The organism is Sphingomonas donggukensis (assembly GCF_023674425.1).
Lineage (GTDB): Bacteria > Pseudomonadota > Alphaproteobacteria > Sphingomonadales > Sphingomonadaceae > Sphingomonas > Sphingomonas donggukensis.
On record NZ_CP098401.1, the window covers coordinates 1834593 to 1856096 of the forward strand.

At 68.0% G+C, this 21504-nt stretch carries 20 protein-coding genes and 2 tRNA genes; 12 read left to right on the forward strand and 10 right to left on the reverse strand.

Annotation, left to right across the window (positions count from 1 at the left end; all coding sequences use genetic code 11):
- Window positions 1-22: 22 nt before the first annotated feature.
- Both M9980_RS08985 and M9980_RS08990 read right to left on the reverse strand, forming a co-directional pair.
- The gene (locus tag M9980_RS08985) at window positions 23-748 is read right to left on the reverse strand and encodes a metallophosphoesterase family protein (RefSeq protein WP_250749554.1); all 726 of its coding nucleotides are present in this window, start codon (window positions 746-748) and stop codon (window positions 23-25) included.
- A gap of 136 nt (window positions 749-884) precedes the next feature.
- Window positions 885-958, reverse strand: a tRNA-Gly gene (locus M9980_RS08990).
- Window positions 959-1126: 168 nt separating this feature from the next.
- Between M9980_RS08990 and M9980_RS08995 the strand changes: the two genes are divergently transcribed.
- The 7 genes from M9980_RS08995 (at window position 1127) to M9980_RS09025 (ending at window position 12195) form a co-directional block, all read left to right on the forward strand.
- The gene (locus M9980_RS08995; RefSeq protein WP_250749557.1) at window positions 1127-3334 is read left to right on the forward strand and encodes a polysaccharide lyase 6 family protein; all 2208 of its coding nucleotides are present in this window, start codon (window positions 1127-1129) and stop codon (window positions 3332-3334) included.
- Window positions 3316-5508: a heparinase II/III domain-containing protein gene (locus M9980_RS09000; protein WP_250749560.1), complete on the forward strand. Its 2193-nt coding sequence runs from the start codon at window positions 3316-3318 to the stop codon at window positions 5506-5508. The genes M9980_RS08995 and M9980_RS09000 overlap by 19 nt, the downstream gene beginning before the upstream one ends.
- Window positions 5505-6782 (forward strand): MFS transporter, encoded by a 1278-nt coding sequence (locus M9980_RS09005; protein ID WP_250749562.1) that lies wholly within the window; start codon window positions 5505-5507, stop codon window positions 6780-6782. Before M9980_RS09000 ends, M9980_RS09005 begins: the two co-directional genes overlap by 4 nt.
- Before the next feature lie 7 nt (window positions 6783-6789).
- The gene (locus M9980_RS09010) at window positions 6790-7530 is read left to right on the forward strand and encodes an SDR family NAD(P)-dependent oxidoreductase (RefSeq protein WP_250749564.1); all 741 of its coding nucleotides are present in this window, start codon (window positions 6790-6792) and stop codon (window positions 7528-7530) included.
- The gene (locus M9980_RS09015) at window positions 7527-8381 is read left to right on the forward strand and encodes a rhamnogalacturonan acetylesterase (protein ID WP_250749565.1); all 855 of its coding nucleotides are present in this window, start codon (window positions 7527-7529) and stop codon (window positions 8379-8381) included. Before M9980_RS09010 ends, M9980_RS09015 begins: the two co-directional genes overlap by 4 nt.
- 91 nt (window positions 8382-8472) lie before the next feature.
- Window positions 8473-11346 carry a TonB-dependent receptor gene (locus M9980_RS09020; RefSeq protein ID WP_250749577.1) on the forward strand — a complete coding sequence of 958 codons (2874 nt, stop codon included), beginning with the start codon at window positions 8473-8475 and terminating at the stop codon, window positions 11344-11346.
- A 105-nt stretch (window positions 11347-11451) separates the two neighbouring features.
- The gene (locus M9980_RS09025) at window positions 11452-12195 is read left to right on the forward strand and encodes a FadR/GntR family transcriptional regulator (RefSeq protein WP_250749580.1); all 744 of its coding nucleotides are present in this window, start codon (window positions 11452-11454) and stop codon (window positions 12193-12195) included.
- 329 nt (window positions 12196-12524) lie between these two features.
- Here M9980_RS09025 and M9980_RS09030 read toward each other — a convergent pair whose 3' ends face one another.
- Window positions 12525-13328: a competence/damage-inducible protein A gene (locus tag M9980_RS09030; RefSeq protein WP_422921349.1), complete on the reverse strand. Its 804-nt coding sequence runs from the start codon at window positions 13326-13328 to the stop codon at window positions 12525-12527.
- Between M9980_RS09030 and map the strand changes: the two genes are divergently transcribed.
- From map to glnA, 3 genes are all read left to right on the forward strand, one after another.
- Entirely contained in the window at window positions 13327-14148 is an 822-nt protein-coding gene (gene map / locus M9980_RS09035; RefSeq protein WP_250749583.1) for a type I methionyl aminopeptidase, read from the forward strand. The two genes, M9980_RS09030 and map, sit on opposite strands and share 2 nt — an antisense overlap.
- Window positions 14149-14319: 171 nt before the next feature.
- Window positions 14320-14658, forward strand: a complete 339-nt coding sequence (locus M9980_RS09040; protein ID WP_250749586.1) for a P-II family nitrogen regulator — start codon at window positions 14320-14322, stop codon at window positions 14656-14658.
- A gap of 92 nt (window positions 14659-14750) precedes the next feature.
- Window positions 14751-16163, forward strand: coding sequence for a type I glutamate--ammonia ligase (glnA, locus tag M9980_RS09045; protein WP_250749589.1), 1413 nt, complete (start codon window positions 14751-14753; stop codon window positions 16161-16163).
- 217 nt (window positions 16164-16380) lie between these two features.
- On the opposite strand, the gene M9980_RS09050 is transcribed toward glnA, so the two are convergent.
- The 3 genes from M9980_RS09050 to folK all read right to left on the reverse strand — a co-directional run bounded on the left by M9980_RS09050 (window position 16381) and on the right by folK (window position 17673).
- Window positions 16381-17085 (reverse strand): phosphatase PAP2 family protein, encoded by a 705-nt coding sequence (locus M9980_RS09050; RefSeq protein ID WP_250749591.1) that lies wholly within the window; start codon window positions 17083-17085, stop codon window positions 16381-16383.
- 22 nt (window positions 17086-17107) lie between these two features.
- Window positions 17108-17183, reverse strand: a tRNA-Lys gene (locus tag M9980_RS09055).
- 7 nt (window positions 17184-17190) lie between these two features.
- Window positions 17191-17673, reverse strand: coding sequence for a 2-amino-4-hydroxy-6-hydroxymethyldihydropteridine diphosphokinase (folK, locus tag M9980_RS09060; protein WP_250749593.1), 483 nt, complete (start codon window positions 17671-17673; stop codon window positions 17191-17193).
- Window positions 17674-17695: 22 nt separating this feature from the next.
- On the opposite strand from folK, the gene M9980_RS09065 reads away from it, so the two are divergent.
- The gene (locus M9980_RS09065; RefSeq protein ID WP_250749594.1) at window positions 17696-18370 is read left to right on the forward strand and encodes a uracil-DNA glycosylase; all 675 of its coding nucleotides are present in this window, start codon (window positions 17696-17698) and stop codon (window positions 18368-18370) included.
- Window positions 18371-18531: 161 nt separating this feature from the next.
- Here the strand turns inward: M9980_RS09065 and aguB are convergent, their stop codons facing one another.
- Window positions 18532-19392, reverse strand: coding sequence for an N-carbamoylputrescine amidase (aguB, locus tag M9980_RS09070; RefSeq protein WP_250749596.1), 861 nt, complete (start codon window positions 19390-19392; stop codon window positions 18532-18534).
- Window positions 19393-19490: 98 nt separating this feature from the next.
- Here aguB and M9980_RS09075 point away from each other — a divergent pair, with 98 nt between their 5' ends.
- Window positions 19491-19682 carry a hypothetical protein gene (locus M9980_RS09075; RefSeq protein WP_250749598.1) on the forward strand — a complete coding sequence of 64 codons (192 nt, stop codon included), beginning with the start codon at window positions 19491-19493 and terminating at the stop codon, window positions 19680-19682.
- 14 nt (window positions 19683-19696) lie between these two features.
- On the opposite strand, the gene M9980_RS09080 is transcribed toward M9980_RS09075, so the two are convergent.
- Genes M9980_RS09080 through M9980_RS09090 form a run of 3 tightly spaced genes read right to left on the reverse strand, consistent with a single transcriptional unit; the run spans window position 19697 to window position 21371 of the window.
- Window positions 19697-20047, reverse strand: a complete 351-nt coding sequence (locus M9980_RS09080; protein WP_250749600.1) for a DUF3147 family protein — start codon at window positions 20045-20047, stop codon at window positions 19697-19699.
- On the reverse strand, window positions 20044-20403 hold the full coding sequence (locus M9980_RS09085) for a hypothetical protein (RefSeq protein WP_250749602.1): 360 nt from the start codon (window positions 20401-20403) through the stop codon (window positions 20044-20046). Before M9980_RS09085 ends, M9980_RS09080 begins: the two co-directional genes overlap by 4 nt.
- Window positions 20403-21371 (reverse strand): agmatine deiminase family protein, encoded by a 969-nt coding sequence (locus tag M9980_RS09090; RefSeq protein WP_250749605.1) that lies wholly within the window; start codon window positions 21369-21371, stop codon window positions 20403-20405. Before M9980_RS09090 ends, M9980_RS09085 begins: the two co-directional genes overlap by 1 nt.
- Between the last annotated feature and the right edge of the window lie 133 nt (window positions 21372-21504).

A 21504-nucleotide genomic window follows, 5' to 3' on the forward strand; every position in this document is an offset into this window, starting at 1 on the left:
ACGGCGTGGGGGATCGTAATGCCTAATCCATCACCCGGTGCACCACCTCCAGCGCCCGCCCCTCGATCCTCAGTTCGTTGAACGAAGGCCGGCTCTCGCGCACCCGCGACGACAGCGTGCCCGCCCCGATCAGCCGCACCGTCCGCCCGCCGACCTCGCGGGTCAGGTCGAACGGGTCGTGGACATGCCCCGACAGCACCGCATCCGCGCCCGCCGCTGCCAGCGCCGCCAGCGCATTGGCCCCACCATGCGTGCGCGCCGACGCCTGCGTCCCCGCCTCGATCAGCGGGTGGTGACACGCGACCAACGTCAGCCCGCTGGTGTCGGCATCCCCGACCCCCGCCACCGCGCGCTCCAGCGAGCGGTCGCTGACACTGCCTTTCGACCAGTTACGCAGCTGGAACCGCGTCGTCGTCTTCATCGGCACGACCGTCACGCCGCGGATTTCCAGCGGCTTTTCGATCATCGATTCAAGCTTCAGATAGCGGCGGTACGGTCGGAAGAACCGCGCGAACAGGTTGAACAGCGGCAGGTCGTGGTTGCCGACCTCGACCGTCACGGGCCGCTTCAGCCCCTCCAGCCACGCACTCGCCGCCGCGAATTCGCTGCTCTTGGCGCGCATGGTCAGGTCGCCGGTCATGATGATGGCATCGGGCCGCTCGGCGTGCACGGTCGCATCGAACCACGCGACCGCAGCCTTGTCCTCCCGCCCGAAATGGACGTCGCTGACGTGAAATAATCGGATCATGGCGCGGCCAACGCACGAAGGGCGAGTTTGGGGGCGATCGAGACTGCGCTCAGGACAGGCTGACATCGGCAAAGCCGATGTCGTCGGACGGCGCTAGGGCGCCGCCGGCCGAGCCTGCACTTCGCTCGGCTCAGGCTGGAGCGGGTGAAGGGAATCGAACCCTCGTCGTAAGCTTGGGAAGCTTCTGCTCTACCATTGAGCTACACCCGCGGCGCGTGCGTCTTTGCCGGTTTTGGACGAAGCTGTCGAGACGGTTTGCGCCGGCAGGCCGATAATCCGTGCCGGCGGATTGGTCTTGCAGCTGGTATGCATCTTTGGTAGCCCATAGATACAGTCCGGCGCCGGTGATGCGACATGGACGATGGGAGGACGAGCCGAGTGAAGCTTTCCCTTTTCACGATCGCGGCAGCCGCGCTGGCGGTTGCGCCCGCCCATGCCGAGACGCTGCGTGCCGCCGATGCGGCGCAGCTAGCCGCCGCCTCCGCCCGCGCCAAACCCGGCGATACGATCGTGCTTGCCGACGGCGTGTGGCGCGATGCGCAGCTGGTGGTGGAGGCGCGCGGGACCGCTGCGGCGCCGATCACCGTCACCGCCCAGACCCGCGGCAAGGTGATCCTGTCGGGCGCGTCGAACCTGCGCATAGGCGGCGAGCATCTGGTGGTCGCCGGCCTCGTCTTTCGCGACGGATATTCGCCGACGAAGGAAGTCATCGCACTGCGCCGCGATTCGAAGACCGTCGCTTCCAACGTCCGCCTGACCGAAATCGTGATCGACCGGTTCAACCAGCCCGATCGCCGCGCCGAGGACATCTGGGTCGCGCTCTACGGTGCCGACAACCGCGTCGACCACAGCTGGTTCGCGGGCAAGGGCAACGCCGGCGTCACCCTCGCCGTTATCCGGCCGAAGGGCGACGCGCGCGAGAATCGCCACCGTATCGACCACAATTACTTCGGCCCCCGCCCCCCGCTCGGCAGCAACGGCGGCGAGACGATCCGCATCGGCACCAGCCACGAATCGCTCTCCAATTCGCGCACCGTCGTCGAACAGAATTTGTTCGAGCGGTGCGACGGCGAGGTCGAGATCATCTCGGTCAAGTCGGGCGCGAACATCATCCGCGAGAATCTGATCGTCGAATCGCAGGGGTCGATCGTGCTCCGCCACGGCAACGGCAACATCGTCGAGCGCAACGTCATTCGCGGGAACGGCAAGCCGCACACCGGCGGCATCCGCATCATCAACCGCGACCAGATCGTCCGCGGCAATTATATCGAGCGTGTCGCCGGCACCGACTTCACCAGTGCGATCGCGGTGATGAACGGCGTCCCGAATTCGCCGATCAACCGCTACCACCAAGTCGCGAACGCGGTGATCGAGAACAACTCGATCATCGATTCGGCGCGGATCACGCTGGGCGCCGGGGCCGACGCCGAACGCTCCGCCCCGCCGGTCGCGAGCCGTTTCGCGGGCAATTTGATCCGGTCGACGCTCGACCCGTTCCGCTTCGACGGCGACGCTTCCGGTATTTCCTTTGCCGGCAACATGTCGAGCTTCAATCCGCCCGCACAGGTCGCCGGCGGGGTCACGCGCAGCACGAAGGATTTCGCGGCCACCAAGGGCGGCCTCCTGTACCTGCCCGGCAGCACCGCCGGCGCGCCGCAGGATCTGGTACCACTGAAGCGCGCCGACGCCGGCCCGTCCTGGTATCCGAAGGTCGTCGCAAGCGCGCCGTTCAAGGGCGGGCGCGACGTCGCGGTCGCCCCCGGCGCCCTCGAACAGGCGGTGCGCGCCGCCGGCGCCGGCGACACGCTGCGCCTCGCGCCTGGCACCTACCGCGTCGCCACGCCGATCGCGATCACGCGACCGCTGACCATCTTCGGCCCCGCCGACGCCCGCATCAGTTTCGCCGCGCCGACCCTGTTCCAGCTGGGCGAGGGCGGCAGCCTGAAACTGGACGGCGTCAGCATTTCGGGCAGCGCGGCCCCGCGCACGCCGGGCAACGCCATCGTCCGCGCCGCGCCGCGATCGACCATCGCCAACTACACGGTCATGCTCGACAATGTGACCGTCGCCGACCTCGCCAGTCCCGGCTTCGACGTGATCGCGACGACGCCGGCGACCTTTGCCGATCGCATCGACGTGCGGCTGTCGCGCTTCTCGAACATCACCGGCGCGATCGTCGCGGCGGCGGCGGAGCGCGGCAAGGACGGACTCTACCCCGCCGAACTGGTCCGCATCACCAAGTCGCGGATCGCCGATGTCGGGCGCATCGTCGACGTCGCGCGGCTGGGCACCGACGAGAGCACGTTCGGCCCCGCGGTCGAGATCACCGACAACGACGTGACCGGCGGCGGCACCCCCGCGGTGCGGCTGTCGGGGGTGCAATCGGCGACGATCACCGGCAACGGCTTCGCGCGCGCCGGCGTGATCGATGTCGCCCACAGCGTCGGCTTCCCGGTCACCAACATCCGCTGCAACCGCCTGACCGGCACGCCCGCGCCGCGCCTGGCGAAGCTGTACGCGCAGGGATCGCCCGTCGTCACTCTCGACACCCCTGCCACGGAGGCGACATGCGCCACGCGTTCCTGATTTCCGGCCTGATCGTCCCCGCGCTCGTCGCCGCCGCGCCTGCGGTCGCGCAGGATGCGAAGCCCGTCCTCAACGACCCCGCTGCGCTGGCGCGGATCGGGCGGGAGGGTGCGCGCTATCCGATGATCGCCGCCGACCTCGCCCGCACCCGCGCGGAGATGGATGCTATGATGCGCGGCGGCATATCGGTGCCGGTGCCGAAGGATTCGGGCGGCGGCGCGACGCACGAGCAGCACAAGCGCAACTACAAGGCGATCTATTCCGGCGGCCTCCTCTACCGCATCACCGGTGAGCGCCGCTACGCCGAATACGCCCGCGACCTGCTGCTCGCCTACGCCAAACTCTACCCGACCCTAGGCAAGCACCCCGCCGCGTCTAACCAGGTGCCCGGCCGCCTGTTCTGGCAGAGCCTGAACGACAGCGTGTGGCTGGTATATGGTGCGCAAGGCTATGACCTGATCCGCGACACGCTGACGCCTGCCGATCGCCAGCGGATCGACGACGACGTGTTCCGCCGCATGGCGCGCTATCTGTCGACCGAGACTGCGGCGAGTTTCGACCGCATCCACAACCATGCGACCTGGGCGGCGGCGGGTGTCGGCATGACCGGCTACGTCCTGCGCGATCGCAATCTGGTCGACATGGCGCTGAAGGGCAGCGACCGGAGCGGCAAGTCCGGGTTCCTGCGCCAGCTCGACCTGCTGTTCTCGCCCGACGGCTATTATGCCGAAGGGCCATACTATCAGCGCTACGCGCTCCAGCCGTTCGTGATGTTCGCCGCCGCGATCGCCGCCAACGATCCGGCACAGCGAATCTTCGAATACCGCGGCGGCATCGTCACCAAGGCGGTGACGACGGCGATCCAGGCGACCTACGACGGGCATTTCTTCCCGATCAACGACGCCCTGCCCGAAAAGAGCCTGAAGACCGAGGAGCTCTACCAGGGCGTCGCCATCGCCTATGCCGCGACGGGCGATCCGACGTTGCTGTCGATCGCGCAGTGGCAGGGCCGCACCGTCCTGACGCCCGAGGGTTTCGCGGTCGCGCGCGACCTGGCGGCGGGCAAGGCGAAGCCGTTTCCGTTCCGGTCGATGGCGCTGCGTGACGGCCCCGCGGGGGACCGCGGCGCGCTCGCCATCCTGCGCTCGGGCCCGCAGGACGACGCGCAGGTCGTCGTCGCGAAGAATACCGCGCAAGGCATGGGCCACGGCCATTTCGACAAGCTCAACTGGCTGTTCTACGACCACGGCGACGCCGTCGTCACCGATTACGGCGCGGTCCGTTTCCTCAACATCGAGGCGAAGGACGGCGGCAAATATCTGCCCGAGAACGACAGCTACGGGCAGCAGACGATCGCCCACAACACGCTGGTTCGTAACGAGACCAGCCATTTCGGCGCCAAGCTGAAACCCGCCGAGGCGATCGCGCCGACCCAGCTGTATTTCGGCGGCGACGCGAGCACGATGGCCTCGACCGGCGAAGTCGCGGGTGCCTATCCGGGCGTCACGATGCGCCGCACTTTGGTGCAGTTCCGGGTCGGCGATGCGAAGAGCGATCCGCTGGTCCTCGACGTGATCCGCGCGACCGGCGGCGGTGCGGCGATGTGGGATCTGCCGCTCCATTATGCCGGTCAGCTGATCGACACCGGCTTCACGCTCCGTTCCAACGTCACCACCCGCCCGCTGCTCGGCAAGGCAAACGGCTACCAGCACCTCTGGGTCGATGCGACCGCCTCCGCCCGCGCTGCCGATCCGCGAGTCACCTGGATGACCGACGGGCGCTTCTATACCTGGCGCACCGCGACGCCCGAAGCGCAGGTGCTGCTGGTCGAAAGCGGCGCCAACGATCCCAAGTTCAACCTGCGGCGAGAGCCCGCGATCGTCCAGCGGCTGGAGAATGCGACCGATCCGGTGTTCGTCACCTTGCTCGAACCGCATGGCAGCTACGACGCCTCGTCCGAGATGACCGTCGCCTCCGACAGCGCGGTGACCGGCCTGACCCGCACCCGCGGCAGCGATGCCGAGATCGTGGTGGCGACCCTCAAGGATGGCCGCCGCATCGCCATCGGCATCGCCGACGACGCCGGCGCGAAGCCGCACAGCGCGACCGTCGCCGGGCGCCGCTTCGCGTGGACCGGGCACATCGGACGCCTCGACATGGAGGCTGCACGATGAACCGCGGCGGCCTGCGCTGGGTGGTGATCGCGATGATCGCGCTCGCCACCGTCATCAACTACATCGATCGCAATGCGCTGGCGGTGATGTGGCCCGAAGTGTCGAAGGACATCGGCGCCGACAAGGCGGACTACGCGCTGCTCGTCACCGTCTTCATGCTCGCCTACGCCTTCGGACAGGCGCTGTTCGGGCGGATCTTCGACGTGGTCGGCACCCGCATGGGGTTCGCGATCGCCATCGTCATCTGGTCGCTGTCGATCGGGCTGCATTCGGTCGCGCGGTCGCTCGGCGTGTTCGCCGTGCTGCGCGTGACGCTCGGCATCGGCGAGGCGGGCAACTGGCCGGGGGCGGCCAAGGCCAACGCTTTGTGGTTCCCGGCGCGAGAGCGGGCGTTCGCGCAGGGCATCTTCAACGCCGGCGCTTCCTTGGGCGGCATCGTATCGGCGCCGTTCGTCGCGCTGCTGTTCGCCGGGTTCGGCTGGCGCGGCACTTTCGTCGTCATCGCCGCCTTTGGGCTCCTGTGGCTGCTGCCGTGGCTGTGGCTCTACCGCAGCGATCCCGCGACTCACCCGTGGCTGAGCGAGGCCGAGCGTGCGCATATCCTCGGCACCGACCAGACCGCCGCCGACGCGCCCGTCGCCCCCACCGCCTATGCCCCCGGCTTCCGGGAAATGCTCACGCACCGCGAAAGCTGGGCGGTGATCGTCAGCCGCTTCTTCCTCGACCCCGTCTGGTGGCTGTTCGTGTCGTGGCTGCCGATCTACCTCGCCGAGACGTTCGGCTTCGACGTCAAACAGATCGGCTATTTCGCCTGGGTGCCGTTCGTCGGCGCGATGCTGGGCAGTCTCTCGGGCGGGTGGCTATCGGGCAAGCTGATCGAGCGTGGGTGGTCGGCGCTCAATGCCCGGCGGGTGATGATTACCGCCGGCGGCGTCATCATGCTGCCCGCGCTGCTGCTGACGATGGGCGCTGCCGACCCGCTCTACGCCGTGCTGCTGATCGCGGTCGTGCTGTTCGGGTTCCAGGTCGCGATCAACAACATCCAGACGCTGCCCGCCGATTATTTCGGCGGCGGCACCGTCGGCTCGCTGGCCGGCATCAGCGGCACCGCCGCGGTCGCGGGCACGCTCGTCACGACGTGGCTGGTCCCCGAACTCACCAAGGTCAGCTTCGCGCCGATCTTCGCCATCGCGGCGGGCCTGGTTCCCGTCGCCGTCCTTTCGGTGTGGCTGCTCGGCGGCCGCTCCGCACCTGTCCAACCCCATCAAAGGTAATCCCCACATGAAATTCGCAGGCAAGGTCGCGCTCGTCACCGGTGGCGGTCGCGACATCGGCAAGTCGGTGTCCGAAACGCTCGCCCGCGGCGGCGCGAAGGTGATCGTCAATTACCGCAGCGACGCCGCCGCCGCGCAGGCCACCGTCGAAGCCATCACCGCCGCCGGGGGCGAGGCGATCCTCGCGCGGGCCGATGTGACGAAGGCCGACGACGTCGCCACCCTGGTCGACGCCGCCGGCGACCGCATCGACATCCTCGTCAACCTCGCCGGCGGCATGGTCGCGCGCAAGACGCTCGCGGAAATGGACGAAGCGTTCTTCGACCAGGTCATGGACCTGAACCTGAAGTCGGCGTTCCTGGTGACCAAGGCCGCGCTGCCGAAGCTCGGCAAGGGCGCGGCGATCGTCAACGTGTCCTCGCTCGCCGGCCGCGACGGCGGCGGGCCGGGCGCGTCGATCTATGCCACGTCGAAGGGCGCGCTGATGACGCTCACCCGCGCCTGGGCGAAGGAACTGGGGCCGCAGGGCATCCGCGTCAACGCGGTGTGCCCCGGCCTGATCGGCACCAGCTTCCACGACATCTTCTCCAAGCCCGAGGGGCGCGCCGCGGTCGCCGGCAACACGCCCTTGCGCCGGGAGGGCCAGCCGAACGAGGTCGCCGACCTGATCGCCTATCTCGCCTCAGACGACGCCGCGTTCCTGACGGGCACCTGCGTCGACATCAACGGCGGGCTCGCCTTCTCGTGAGGGCGCCGCTGCTCGCCGCCGCAGCCGCCGCGCTCGTCGCCGCCCTGCCCGCGGCGGCGCAGCAGCGGCCCCGCACCGACGCGACGAAGCTCGATCCGTACAAGATCGTGCTGGTCGGCGATTCGACGATGGCGCCGATGTCCGGCTGGGCGTCGATGTTCTGCGCGCACCACGTCAAATCCTCGGTCGCGTGCCTGAACCTCGGACGCGGCGGGCGATCGACCCGCAGTTATCGTCAGGAGGGGTCGTGGGACATCGCGCTCGCCGAGGCCAAGGTGCCGGGCTATCGCAAGACATATGTCCTGATCCAGTTCGGTCACAACGACCAGTCGACCGTGCCCGAACGCTGGACCGACCTGGCGACCGAATTCGGCCCGAACCTGACCCGCATGGTCGCCGAGGTTCGCGCCGCAGGGGCCGAACCGGTGCTGCTCACCCCGCTCACCCGCCGCGAGTTCAGGGGCGGCAAGCTCGACACCAGCCTGGCGAGCTGGTCGGCTGAGGTCCGCAAGGTCGCGACCGCGCTGAAGGTACCACTCATCGATCTCAACGCCCGCAGCGCCGCGCTGGTGCAGCAACTCGGGCCCGAACGATCGATGGCGCTCGCGCAGGTCCCGCCCAACGCCGAGGAGCTTGCCGCCGCCCGCACGGGCACGACGCTGAAGGCTCGCGCCGCGGAGGACGCGCGCCTGCCCGACGTCCCGATCACCGCCACCGGCCCGCGCGGACAGTTCACGCGCAAGTTCGACTACACGCATCTGGGCGACGTCGGCGCCGGCGCCTTCGCGAAGCTGGTCGCCAACGGCTTGGCCGTCGTGGTTCCCGAGCTGCGCAGCCAGATTGCGCCCTAGGCCAATTGGTATAGGGCAATGGCATGTGAATCCGGTTGACAATAGCCAACGGATTGGCGAGCGTGCCTGCAAAGATCAGGGAGAGGGTTTCATGAATTCCACATCACAGGCACGCCTGCGCGCCGCGCTGCTCGCCTCGGCCACGCTGCTGGCCGCCCCCGCCGCGATGGCGCAGACGGCCCCCGCCCCGACCCCGCCGGTCGCCGATACCCAGGATCAGCCGGCGCCCGGCGACGACGACATCGTCGTCCAGGGCATCCGCGAGACGCTGCGCACCTCGATCCAGGAAAAGAAGCTGGAAACCGCGATCGTCGACACGCTGTCGTCGAACGAGATCGGCGACCTGCCCGCGCTGTCGGTCGGTGAGGCGATCCAGACCATCACCGGCGCGACGACGCACCGCGAAAAGGGCGGCGCCTCCGAAATCGCGCTGCGCGGGCTTGGCTCGTTCCTGTCGAACACCACCTTCAACGGGCGCGAGGCGTCGAACGGTTCGGGCGACCGCGCGGTCAATTTCAACCAGTTCCCCTCCGAGCTCATCAACGGCATCAAGATCTACAAGTCGCAGCAGGCCAATCTGGTCGAGGGCGGCGTCGCCGGCACGATCGAGCTCGGCACGATCCGCCCGCTCGCCTTCAAGACGCGCCGCGTCCAGGCCGAGATCAAGGGCAATTACAGCCCGTATCAGGACCGCGTCACCGGTTCCGACGCCACCGGCTACCGCGCCACGCTCAGCTACGTCGACCAGTTCGACATGGGTGGTCTGGGCCGCGTCGGGGTCGCGCTCGGCTTCCAGCGCAACCAGACCAACAACCCCGAGGAAACCGTCGCCGGCTCGTCGACCTGGGTCGCCTGCAACGCCAGCATCGTCGTCGCCAACAACAATTGTACGGAGGTGACGCGCGCGCAGGGCAATGCCGGCACGCCCTTCTACCTCGTCCCCAATTCGATCACCTACCGCCAGATCAGCGAAACGGACACGCGCGATGCGTTCTTCGGCGCGATCCAGTGGCAGCCGACCTCGACGCTCGATATCAACATCGACGGCCAATATTCGAACCGCGAATATGTCGAGAACCGCCACGACCTGAACCTGTCGGAAACGCGCTACGGCCTGACCAACGTGGTCTATGACGAGAACCACATCGTCCGGAAGCTGAACGGCATCACCTCGCTCGAATCGACCAACGCCATTCTGTCGCGCGCGGAGGAATATCTGGGCTATGGCGCGTCGATCGCCTGGCGCCCGACCGATCGCCTGACCGTCACGCTCGACGGTTCCTATTCGCGCACGATCCGCACCGAAGTCGAGCGCAATGCCCGGCTGCGCACCGATCCGACCGACGTCAACGGCGTGCGCACCGTCTTCAACAACATGCGCATCCCCTACACCTACGAAGTGCTGCCCGGGAATTTCGCGCCGACGATCACGATCGACCCGCGCTTCGACCTCACCAACCACAATCTGTTCTGGGACGACGCGCGCATGCGCCGCGACGAGAACCAGCGGCGCAACACGATCAAGGCGGGGCGGTTCGACGTCGGCTACACGCTCGATGGCTTCCTGACGCGCCTGTCGGCGGGCGGGCGCTATTCGGAACTCACCTATTCCGACTATGACGACCGCAAGGAATTCAACCTGAACCCTGCGATCACCGAGGATCGCCGCATCAACAACCTGTGCCGCCAGCCCGCTTTCCCGCAGGTAGATTTCCTGTCGGCGGCGGAGGGCAACACCATCAATCGCTGGGCGACCTTCGACGCGGACTGCCTGTTCCGCGAATATGTCGGTGCCTCCGATCCGGGGCGCAATTCCGACATCCGCTCGGTCGCCAATCGCGATGTCGCGGAAAAGACCTACGCCGGCTACCTGATGGGCGAATACAAGGGCACGCTCGGCGGCTTCGACGTCCGCGGCAATTTCGGTGGCCGCATCGTCCGGACCGAAGTCACCTCGAACGGCCTGCGCAGCGATCTGAACGTCGTCACCAATCCCGATGGATCGATCCGTCTGGTCGCCTCCGGCAATTTCCAGACGGTCACGATCGAGAACGCGACGACGCGCTTCCTGCCGTCCGCCAACGCCGTCTTCGAACCGGCGCGCAACACCGTCGTGCGCCTGGCCGGCTATCGCGGCATGTCGAAGCCGGCACCGTCCGCGCTGGGCGCCGGGCGCACCATCCAGCTGGCCGACGGCACAAGCTTCACCAACGTCGCCGACGCCATCTCGCTCATCACCGCCAACGGTTCGCCGCGGCTCGAGCCGCTGATGTCGTGGAACGTCGACGCCGCGTTCGAATGGTATCCCAACCGCGATTCGATCCTGGCGGCGACGCTCTACAAGAAATGGTTCACCGGCGGCTTCATCCCGGTCGTCACCAACGAACCCTTCGTCATCGGCGGTCAGACCGTCTCGGTGCCCGTGGTCCAGACGCAGAACAGCCCGGACAAGAGCAGCGTCTACGGTCTGGAACTGACGCTCGCCAACCGCTTTTCGTGGCTGCCCAGGCCCCTCGACGGCTTCGGTGGCAAGGTCAGCTACAACTACGCGATCTCGGATTTCGAGAACGAGGATATTCGGCTGGGCGATGTGCTCGATCCCGTGACCGGCGCGGTGACGCCAGGCATCATCCCGCCCGCCAACCTGTCGGGCTATTCGAAGCACGTCGTCTCGGCCCAGCTCTACTATCAGCTCGCCGGCTTCACCGTGTCGAGCGTCTACAACTACCGGTCCAAATATTATCAGGACTTCGTCGGCGGCAATTCGCAGCTGCGCTACGTCCGCGGCAACGAGACGTTCGACCTGCGCGCCTCCTACGACGTCAACAAGGCGGTGCGCTTCCAGGTCGAGGCGGTGAACATCTTCGATTCGCCCAAGGTCACCGACATGCCGGTCGAAGGCAGCGTCCGTCAGTATCATTATTACGGCGCCCGCTATTTTCTGGGGCTGCGCGTAAGGCTGTAACGCGTCAAAGGGGGCGGACGAGCGGGATGGCCGATACGGCTACCCGCTTGTCATGCTCGGCAGGGACGATAGGTTTGTAGACGATGACAGGCACTGAGGGGCATCATGGCTGACCGGTTGTTCCAGAGCATCGCCGACGAGATCGCGGCGCTGATCGATGCCGGCACATTCCCGCCGGGATCGCGCCTGCCCGGCGAGCGCGAGCTGGCCGAGCGGTTCGAGGTCAGCCGCGTCACCATCCGCGAGGCGGAGATCGCGCTGCAGGCGGTCGGGCGCATCCGCATCAAGACCGGCGCCGGCGTCTTCGTGTCCGAGACCCAGCCGGGCGCCGCGCAGCAATTGCCCGCGGTCAGCGCGTTCGAACTGACCGAGGCCCGCTCGCTGTTCGAGGCGGAGGCGGCCGCCCTCGCCGCGCCGATCATCACCGACGCGACCCTCGCCGACCTCGATGCGCTGCTGCAGGTGATGGCCGACGAGGCCGGCGACACCGACCGCTCGACCGAGGCCGACCGCGATTTCCACCGCATCATCGCCGCCGCGTCGGGCAACCAGGCGATCATCTTCGTCATCGAACAGATGTGGCGCCTGCGCACCGAGGTGCCCCAAGTCCGCGCCGCCCATGCCGCGATCTGCAAATCCGACGTCCGCGCGCGCCAGCAGGAGCATCAGAGCATCGTCGATGCGCTGCGTGCCCACGACCCCAAGGCCGCGCGCGTCGCCATGCGCCAGCACTTCCGCCGCCTGCTCGAAACCCTGCTCGACGACACCGAACAGCGCGAGATCACCGAACTCCGCCGCCGCACCGCCGAAAGCCGCGAACGCTTCCTGATGAGCGCGCATCTGGGGTGAGTGGCGGCCCGCCGTGCTCCCGAAGGCGGGAGTCCAGGGTTACTGGCGGCGACGTTCGTGGCACTGAGCTCCCGCCTCCGCGGGAGCACGGCGATGCGTGGGCTACCCGTTCCCCGGCGAAGGCCGGGGCCCAGTTGGGCGACCGTGGCAACGACGCGCAGCGCCAAATCACTACGCGAACCGCAACTGGACCCCGGCCTACGCCGGGGAACAGCACCCCTCACGTGCTCCCGCGCAGGCGGGAGCCCAGGGTCACAGGCGGCGGCGTTCATGGCCCTAGACTCCCGCCTCCGCGGGAGCACGGCAATGGGTGGGCTACCCGTTCCCCCTCAAACCCCGCCGGCAAACACCTCGCGCCCGTCGGCTTCCAGCCGCCGCGTCAGTTCCGCCGCGCACGCCCGCGCCACGTCCGCGTCGGTCGCGCGCACGACGAAATTCGCGCCGACCCGCCCTTCGCGGAAGAACGGGTAGCTGCCGATCGACACGCCTTCCGTCTCCTTCTCGACCGCGCGCAAAATGTCGGCGATCTCGCTTTCGGCGACCCAGCCGCCGATCGTCTCCGACACCACCGGGCGCCCGCCCTCCAGCGTGCCGGTGAGCGCGTCGAGCATGCCCGCGGTGATGTGCGGCACGCCCGCCATCACGAACCAGTTGCCGCAGCGGATGCCCGGTGCCCCCGACACGCGGTTCTCGATCAGGGTCGCGCCGTCAGGCACCCGCGCCATCCGCAGCCGCGCCTCGGTCAGCCCGCCGCGCGTCTCGTAATAGCGCTCCAGGATCGCGCGCGCCTTGGGGTGGATGACCACGCCCACCCCCAGCGCCCGTGCGATCGCATCGACGGTGATGTCGTCATGCGTCGGCCCGATCCCGCCGGTCGTGAACAGATAGTCGTTGCGGCCCCCAAGCTCCGTCACCGCCGCGACGATCGCATCCTCGACGTCGGCCACCACCCGCACCTCGGCCAGGCGGATGCCCTGCACGTTCAGCCACGTCGCCAGCTGCGCCACGTTGCGGTCCTGCGTGCGGCCCGACAGAATCTCGTCGCCGATCACCACCAGCGCCGCGGTCCAGATGCGTTCGTCCATCCCCGCGGCATAGCGAAACGCGCGCGGAGCGGCTATATGCGCGCGCATGACCGAATATGTGACCGCCGACGCCCCGCTTGCCCGCACGGGCGCCATCCGCCTGCACGGGCCGCAAGGGTTCGCCGGCATGCGCCGCGCCGGGGCGCTCGCCGCCGAAGTGCTCGATGCGGTCGTGCCGCATGTCGTCCCGGGCGTCACCACCGCGGAGATCGACGCAATCGTGTACCAGACGATCACCGCCGCCGGTGGCGTGCCCGCGACGCTCGGCTACCGCGGCTATACCCACAGCTGCTGCATCTCGATCAACCATGTCGTCTGCCACGGCATTCCCGGCGATCGCACGCTGAAGGACGGCGACATCGTCAACATCGACGTGACGCCGATCCTCGACGGCTGGCACGGCGACAGCAGCCGCATGTACCTGGTCGGCGACGCCGTGCCGATCAAGGCGAAGCGGCTGGTCGACATCACCTACGAATGCCTGATGCTCGGCATCGAGCAGGCGAAGCCCGGCAACCACATGGGCGACGTCGCCAACGCCATCCAGCGCCACGCCGAAAAGCACCGCTACGGCGTCGTCCGCGATTTCTGCGGCCATGGCCTGGGCCAGCTGTTCCATGACGCTCCGGAAGTCGTCCACGTCGGCAAGCCCGGCACCGGGCCGGAACTGAAGCCCGGCATGTTCTTCACGATCGAACCGATGATAAATATCGGCAAGCCCGACGTGAAGCTGCTCGACGACGGCTGGACTGCGGTCACCCGCGACCGCTCGCTGTCGGCGCAGTTCGAACACTCGATCGGCATCACCGAAGACGGCTGCGAGATCTTTACGCTGTCGCCCAAGGGCTTTCACCAGCCGCCGTATTGATGTGCAGGAAACAGGCAGCAGCAGGGCCGCTGCCTTTTTTCCGAGCACGCCGCGCGGCGATCTCCGCCATCGCCCGAGACAAATCCGCCTCCGTCCGTCTGGCACGCTTGCTGCAACGCACGGACTCGTAAACAATGGCTGGCGTCTGTCGGCCATAGGGGCGGGTTCCAAGTGAAAAAGATCGAAGCGATCATCAAGCCGTTCAAGCTCGATGAGGTGAAGGAGGCGCTGCACGAAGTCGGCGTCAGCGGCATCACCGTCACCGAGGCCAAGGGCTTCGGCCGGCAGAAGGGCCACACCGAGCTCTACCGCGGCGCCGAATATGTCGTCGATTTCCTCCCCAAGGTGAAGCTGGAGGTCGTCGTCGAGGACAGCCTCGCCGAGCGCGTGGTCGAGGCGATCGCCCAGGCCGCCGCCACCGGTCGCATCGGCGACGGCAAGATTTTCGTCATCCCCGTCGAAACCGCGCTCCGCATCCGCACCGGCGAGCGCAACGAAGACGCCGTTTGACGCGAACGACGCAAGGCGTGATCTGATCGCGTCTGCCACCACATGATTCTGTCGTCTCCGGACGACGCTATTCGAGAGCAAGGAAATCCATCATGGCGAATTCGGCCAGCGACGTTCTGAAGATGGTCAAGGAAGGCGAGATCGAGTGGATCGATCTGCGCTTCACCGACCCCAAGGGCAAATGGCAGCATCTGACGATGGTCGCCTCGCTGATGGGCGAGGACGAGCTGACCGACGGCCTGATGTTCGACGGATCGTCGATCGAGGGGTGGAAGGCGATCAACGAATCCGACATGATCCTGAAGCCGGATCTCGACGCGGTCTATGTCGATCCGTTCTCCGCCACGCCGATGCTGATCGTGGTGTGCGACGTGGTCGAGCCCTCGACCGGTGAACTCTACGCCCGCGATCCCCGCTCGACCGCCAAGCGCGCCGAGGCGTATCTGAAGACCACCGGCGTCGGCGACACCGTGTACGTCGGGCCCGAGGCCGAATTCTTCCTGTTCGACGACGTGCGGTTCGAGAACAGCTACTCGACCAGCTATTACAAGATCGACGATATCGAGCTGCCGGGCAATTCGGGCCGCGAGTATGAGGGCGGCAACATGGCGCACCGCCCGCGCGCCAAGGGCGGATACTTCCCGGTCGCGCCGGTCGACAGCGCCGTCGACATCCGCGGCGAGATGGTCTCGACCATGATCGAGATGGGCCTGCCCTGCGACAAGCACCACCATGAGGTTGCCGCCGCGCAGCACGAACTCGGCCTGACCTTCGGCACGCTGACCCAGACCGCCGACCGCATGCAGATCTACAAGTATGTCGTCCACCAGGTCGCCCACGCCTACGGCAAGACCGCGACCTTCATGCCCAAGCCGATCAAGGAAGATAACGGCTCGGGCATGCACACCCACTTCTCGATCTGGGACGGCAAGACCCCGCTGTTCGCCGGCAACGGCTATGCGGGCCTTTCCGACATGTGCCTGTATTTCATCGGCGGCATCATCAAGCATGCCAAGGCCGTCAACGCCTTCACCAACCCGTCGACCAACAGCTACAAGCGGCTGGTGCCGGGCTATGAGGCCCCGGTGCTGCTCGCCTATTCGGCGCGCAACCGCTCGGCCTCGTGCCGCATCCCCTACGGCACGGGTGCGAAGGCCAAGCGTGTCGAGGTCCGCTTCCCCGACGCGCTCGCCAACCCCTACCTCGCCTATGCCGCGTTGATGATGGCGGGGATGGACGGCATCCTGAACAAGATCCATCCGGGCGAGGCGATGGACAAGAACCTTTACGACCTGCCCCCGGCAGAGCTCGCCGAAGTCCCAACCGTCGCGGGTTCGCTCCGCGAGGCACTCGATTGCCTCCAGGCCGACCAGGACTTCCTGCTGAAGGGCGACGTCTTCTCCGCCGACCAGATCGCGGCCTATGTCGAGATCAAGCGGGCCGAGGTTGCCCGGTGGGAGATGACGCCGAGCCCTGTCGAGTATGATATGTACTACAGCGGTTGAGCCGTGCGTGCCGCACGGCGGTGCCGCCCGCGCAGCGTGGCGGCACAACCGCTGTCGGCCGGCGGGGCCATAGCCCCGACCGACGGCGCGGCTTCGCCGCGACGCGACCACACCTCGCTCCCTCCGTTCGTTTCGAGCGTAGTCGAGAAACCGCCACAAGAGCGCGGGCCGCAGTTTCTCGACTACGCTCGAAACGAACGGAGGATAGGGAAAACCCCTACCGCCCCAGCACCCGCGCCTCGACCGCCCACCACCCGAGCGCCCACAGCGCCCCGAACAGCCACCCCGCCAGCACGTCGCTCGGCCAGTGGACGCCCAGATACACCCGGCTGACCCCGATCGCCCCGACCAGCAGCAGCGCCACCGCGACCACGAACACCCGCAGCCGCGCCTCGCGGATCACCGGGAACAACAGGCTGGCCAGCGTCAGGTACACGATCGCGCTGTTGCCGGCGTGCCCGCTCGGGAAACTCTTGGACGCCACCGCCACCATGTGATCGACCAGGTCGGGCCGTGCGCGTGCGAAGAACCATTTGGCGACCGAAATCGCGACCCCACCGCTCGCGGTTGCGACCACCACCAGCGCCGCCGGGCGATACTGGCGCTTCAGCAGCAGGAACACCGCCACCAGCACCACGACCATCGTCAGCACCGGCCCGCCGCCCAGCGCGGTCATGTCGCGCATCGCAGAGGCGAGCCCCGGCCCGCCCAAGGGCACGGCAGGGTTCCCGGGGGTGCGCATCGCCAGCATCAGCGTGCGGTCGAAGCTCAACACCTCGCCCTCGCGCACTTCGGACGCCAGGTGGATCAGCGCCCACAACGCCGCCGCCAGCGCGGCCCCGGCGACCAGCAGCCACGGCGGACGGCGCGTGCGCACCGGTTGTTCGGCGATGTCGATCAGGTGGGCGGGATCTTCGGTCACGGCGTTCCCCCGCTCAGGCGAATGGTGGGCTCGCCGGGATTCGAACCCGGGACCTACAGATTAAAAGTCCGTTGCTCTACCGACTGAGCTACGAGCCCCAACCATTCAGGCGCCGCGACTAGGGGCACGCGCTCGGGCGGTCAACTGGAAGCGAAGCTGGCGCACGGTCAATCCGCTCACCGGATCGCGCCAGCCGGGCACGATCGCCGCCATCGGCCCCAACACGAACTCGCGCGCGCGAAAGGCGATGTGCGGCACGACCAGCCCCGGCGAGGCCCACGCCCCGCCCGACCACAGGATGATATCGAGATCGATCACCCGCGCCCCCCAGCGCCGCCCGCGCCGCCGTCCGAACTCGCGCTCGATCGCCTTCAGCCGCGCCAGCAGGGCATCGGGCGCCGCGTCGCTCTCCACCAGCACCACCGCATTGGCATAGCGTCGCAGCGACGGCCCGACCGGCGCGCTCTCGACGATCGCCGACGCCCGCCCGCCGAGCAACGCCAGCGCCGCCGCCACCTCCGCGCGCGGCCCCCCGTGCCGTCCGCGCCGGTTCGATCCCACCGCGATCACATAGCTTGTCCGCGCCATCGCCTCCGACTACCCGAGCGGCGTGACTTTCGCACCCTCCCCGCTGCCCGACACCGAACCCCCGCACGATTGCCCGCGCTGCAAGCGGCTGGCGGCGTTGCGCGAAGAGATGCGCGCCGAGCATCCCGACTGGTGGAACGCGCCCGTCCCCGCGCTCGGCGATCCGGATGCCTGGCTCGGCATCGTCGGCCTTGCGCCCGGCAAGCACGGCGCGAACCGCACCGGGCGTCCGTTCACCGGCGATGGCTCTGGCAAGATGCTGTTCGACACGCTCGTCTCGCACGGCTTGGCCGAGGGCAGGTACGAAGGGCGCGCCGACGACACGCTGCGGCTGACCGGCGCGATCATCGTCAACGCGGTCAAATGCCTGCCCCCTGCCAACCGCCCGACGCCCGAGGAAGTCCGCACCTGCCGCCCGTTCCTCGAGGCTCAGGTCGTCGCACTGCCGCGCGCCCGCATCTTCGTGGCGCTGGGCCAGGTCGCGCACCAGTCGGCGGTGAAGCTGCTTGGCGGCAAGCTCCCCAAGTGCCGCTTCGCGCATCTGGCGGAACACCATATGCCCGACGGCCGCATCCTGATCGATAGCTATCACCCGTCGCGCTACAACCAGAATACCGGGCGACTGACCGCGGAGATGTTTGGCGCCGTGTTCGCGCGCGCCGCGGCGCTCCGCTCGACGCTCGACGGGAACGGCTGAGCGCGATCGACGTTATCCCCCGCAGCCCGCTTTCGGGCGCACACAGGGGACATGTGATGCGCAAGGCCTTTGCCGAATCCTCCGACATCGCGATCGCCGCGATTCTCGGCCTGACGACGATCGCTTTGCAGACCTACGCCTATCTGGTCGGCTGACGCGCCTCAGACGTCCGCGACCAGCCGCCCGTAAAGCTCCGGCCGGCGATCCCGGAAGAAGCCGAACGCCGCGCGGTGACGCTTCACCCGGTCGAGGTCCAGCGTCGCGACGATCACTCCCTCTTCCTCACGGTCCAGCTCGGCCAGAATGTCGCCGCGCTCGTCGGTGATGAAGCTGGTGCCGTAGAAGGTCTGGCCGTGCTCGACGCCGACGCGGTTGGCGGCCACCACCGGCACCACGTTCGACACCGCATGGCCGACCATCGCCCGCCGCCACAGCCGCGCGGTGTCGAGCGAGGTATCGTGCGGCTCGCTGCCGATCGCGGTCGGATAGAACAGGATTTCCGCGCCCATCAGCATCATCGCGCGCGCGGTTTCGGGGTACCATTGGTCCCAGCAGATGCCGACGCCCAGCTTCGCGCGGCGCGCGGCGTCCGGCCCTTCCCAAACCTTGAACCCGGTGTTGCCGGGGCGGAAATAGAATTTTTCCTCATATCCCGGCCCGTCGGGGATATGGCTCTTGCGGTACACGCCCGCGATCTTGCCGTCGGAGTTCACCATCGCCAGGCTGTTGTAGTGATGCGGGCCGTCGGCTTCGAAGAAGCTGGTCGGGATATGGATCTTCAGCTCCGCCGCCAGCGCCTGCATCGCGCGCACCGCCTTGTGCTCGGCGGTCGGCTTGGCGTTCGCGAACAGGCCCTCGTCCTCCACGCGGCAGAAATACTCGCCCTCGAACAATTCGGGCGGCAGCACCACCTGCGCACCCCGCCCCGCCGCCTCGCGCACCAGGCGCGACACATGCGCGATATTGGCGTCGATATCGGCGGAAAACGCGAGCTGGAGCGCGGCGACGGTGATCTCGGTCATGCACGCGCATGTAGGATATGTTGGCCGCCCCGCCAATCGCCGGCGTTGGACGAAAGCGCCCGATTCATGCTATCCGGCGCGGTAACTAGGATATGGCAATGTCTCCACGCGAACGCGCCCTCGACCTGCTACGCCGTGCCCGCCGCAGGGCGCTGCCCCCCATCCTGCGCCGCCCGCCCCGCCGCCCCGGTGAGGCAGGGATGCCGGCGATGGCAACGGTCGATCCCCGTCCCAAACCTCTCGCTGGCGGCGCCGCGGTCGCGATTCCGGAGGACGACGCGACCGTCTGAACCCGCCGCTTGCCCTAAAGCTGCACCCCGAACCGCGCCGCCATCAGGATCGTCAGCCCGTACAGCGCCACCGTCAGGGAACAGCCCGTCGCCAGCGTCACCGCGAAGCCATGCCCCTGCCGCAGCATCCACGGCATCACCAGGAACATCGGCAGCGACGGGATCACGTACCAGAACGTCGCCTCGACATGGCTCGCCATCCGCACCGGATCATGGGTGTCGCGCCACAGCCAGATCATCCCCAGGATCGACAGCAAGGGCAGCGACGCGACCAGCGCCCCCGCCGCGGCATTGCGCCGCGCGACCAGTGCGATCAGCGCGATGATGACGCCCGACAGCGCCGCGCGAACGACGAACTGGGTCATGACGCCGGCTCGCCCGCCGCGTCCGCGCCCAGCATGTCGAGCCACGCCAGCGCCTGCTTCGGCTCGCCCGGCGCGTTGCGCTCGACCGGCCCGCGCGCGGCCAGGAACTGCGGATGCAGCGCGAACGGCTCCATCCCGAAGCGCGCCCGGATGGTGTCGATATCGATCGCGGTCTCGTCGAGCGCGGCGAGCGTCGGTGCGAAGGATGCGCGCGCCGCGCGATCCTGGTTGTGACCGAACAGCCCCCATTTGCCCACCGCCACTATGCGCAGCGCCGCAATCAGTGTCTCGCGATACTCCGCCTCCAGCTCGACCCGGCGCGTGTCGAGCCGCTCCAGACGGTCGGCCTTTGCCATCAGGCGGGGATCTGCTGGCTGATGCAGTGGAAGCTGCCACCCCCGGTCAGGATCGCATCGGCGCGGAAGCCCACTGCCTTGCGCCCCGGAAACAGCGCGCCGATCGCGGCGACCGCGGCGTCGTCGTTCTCCTGTCCGTACAGCGGGATCACCACCGCGGCGTTGCCGATGTAGAAATTCATGTAGCTCGCCGGGATCACCTCTTCCTCGTCGTTCAGCACACGGCCCGGCGACGGAATGCGCACCACCTCGACCCCGAACGCTTCGGCGCGCATCGCCGCGTCCTGATACACGCGCCAGTTGGGATCATTCTCGGTCGCCTGCGGGATCGCCAGCCGGTTCGGCCCAACGAACCGCGCCAGATTGTCGACATGCCCGTCGGTGTGGTCGTTGAGCAGCCCGTTGCCCAGCCACAGCACGCGGTCGAGCCCCAGATCGTCGTGCAGCAGTTGCTCGATCTGCGCCTGCCCCAGCGCCGGATTGCGGTTGCGGTTCAGCAGGCATTGCTCGGTCGTCACCACCAGCCCGGTGCCGTCGCCGTCGATCGCCCCGCCTTCCAGCACCCACGGGCACACGCGCGTCGCGATACCGCGATCCTCGGCCAGCCGCGCGCCGATGTCCTCGTCGCCGGGCAGGTCGTATTTGCCGCCCCAGCCGTTGAACGCAAAATCGCGCGCGGTACCGTCACCGGTCAGGATCGCCGCGGTATCGCGCAGCCAGATGTCGCCGAACGGCTGCACCGTCACCTCCGCGAAGGGCGCGAGCGTGCGCGCCGCCGCCGCCGCTTCGGCATCCGCGGCGACCAGCACGACCCGCTCGCCCTTGCCGCCCGCATGCACCGCCGCGGCAAACGCCGCAACCTCCGTCCGCGCGGGCTCGAGGTCGTCGACCCACAGCTCGGCATGGCTGGGAAAACCGATCCAGACCGCAGCATGCGGCGCCCATTCGGGGGGAGGAGGTAGCGTCATGGGGGACGATCTAATGGCTTTGCCGCGCTGGGGGAATAACGAGAAAGGGCGGCCCCGGATGGGACCGCCCTTTTTTGTTTCTCTCGGCTTGCGTCGCAGGCAGAGCCTGCGCCGTCGGACGCCGCTTGAGCGG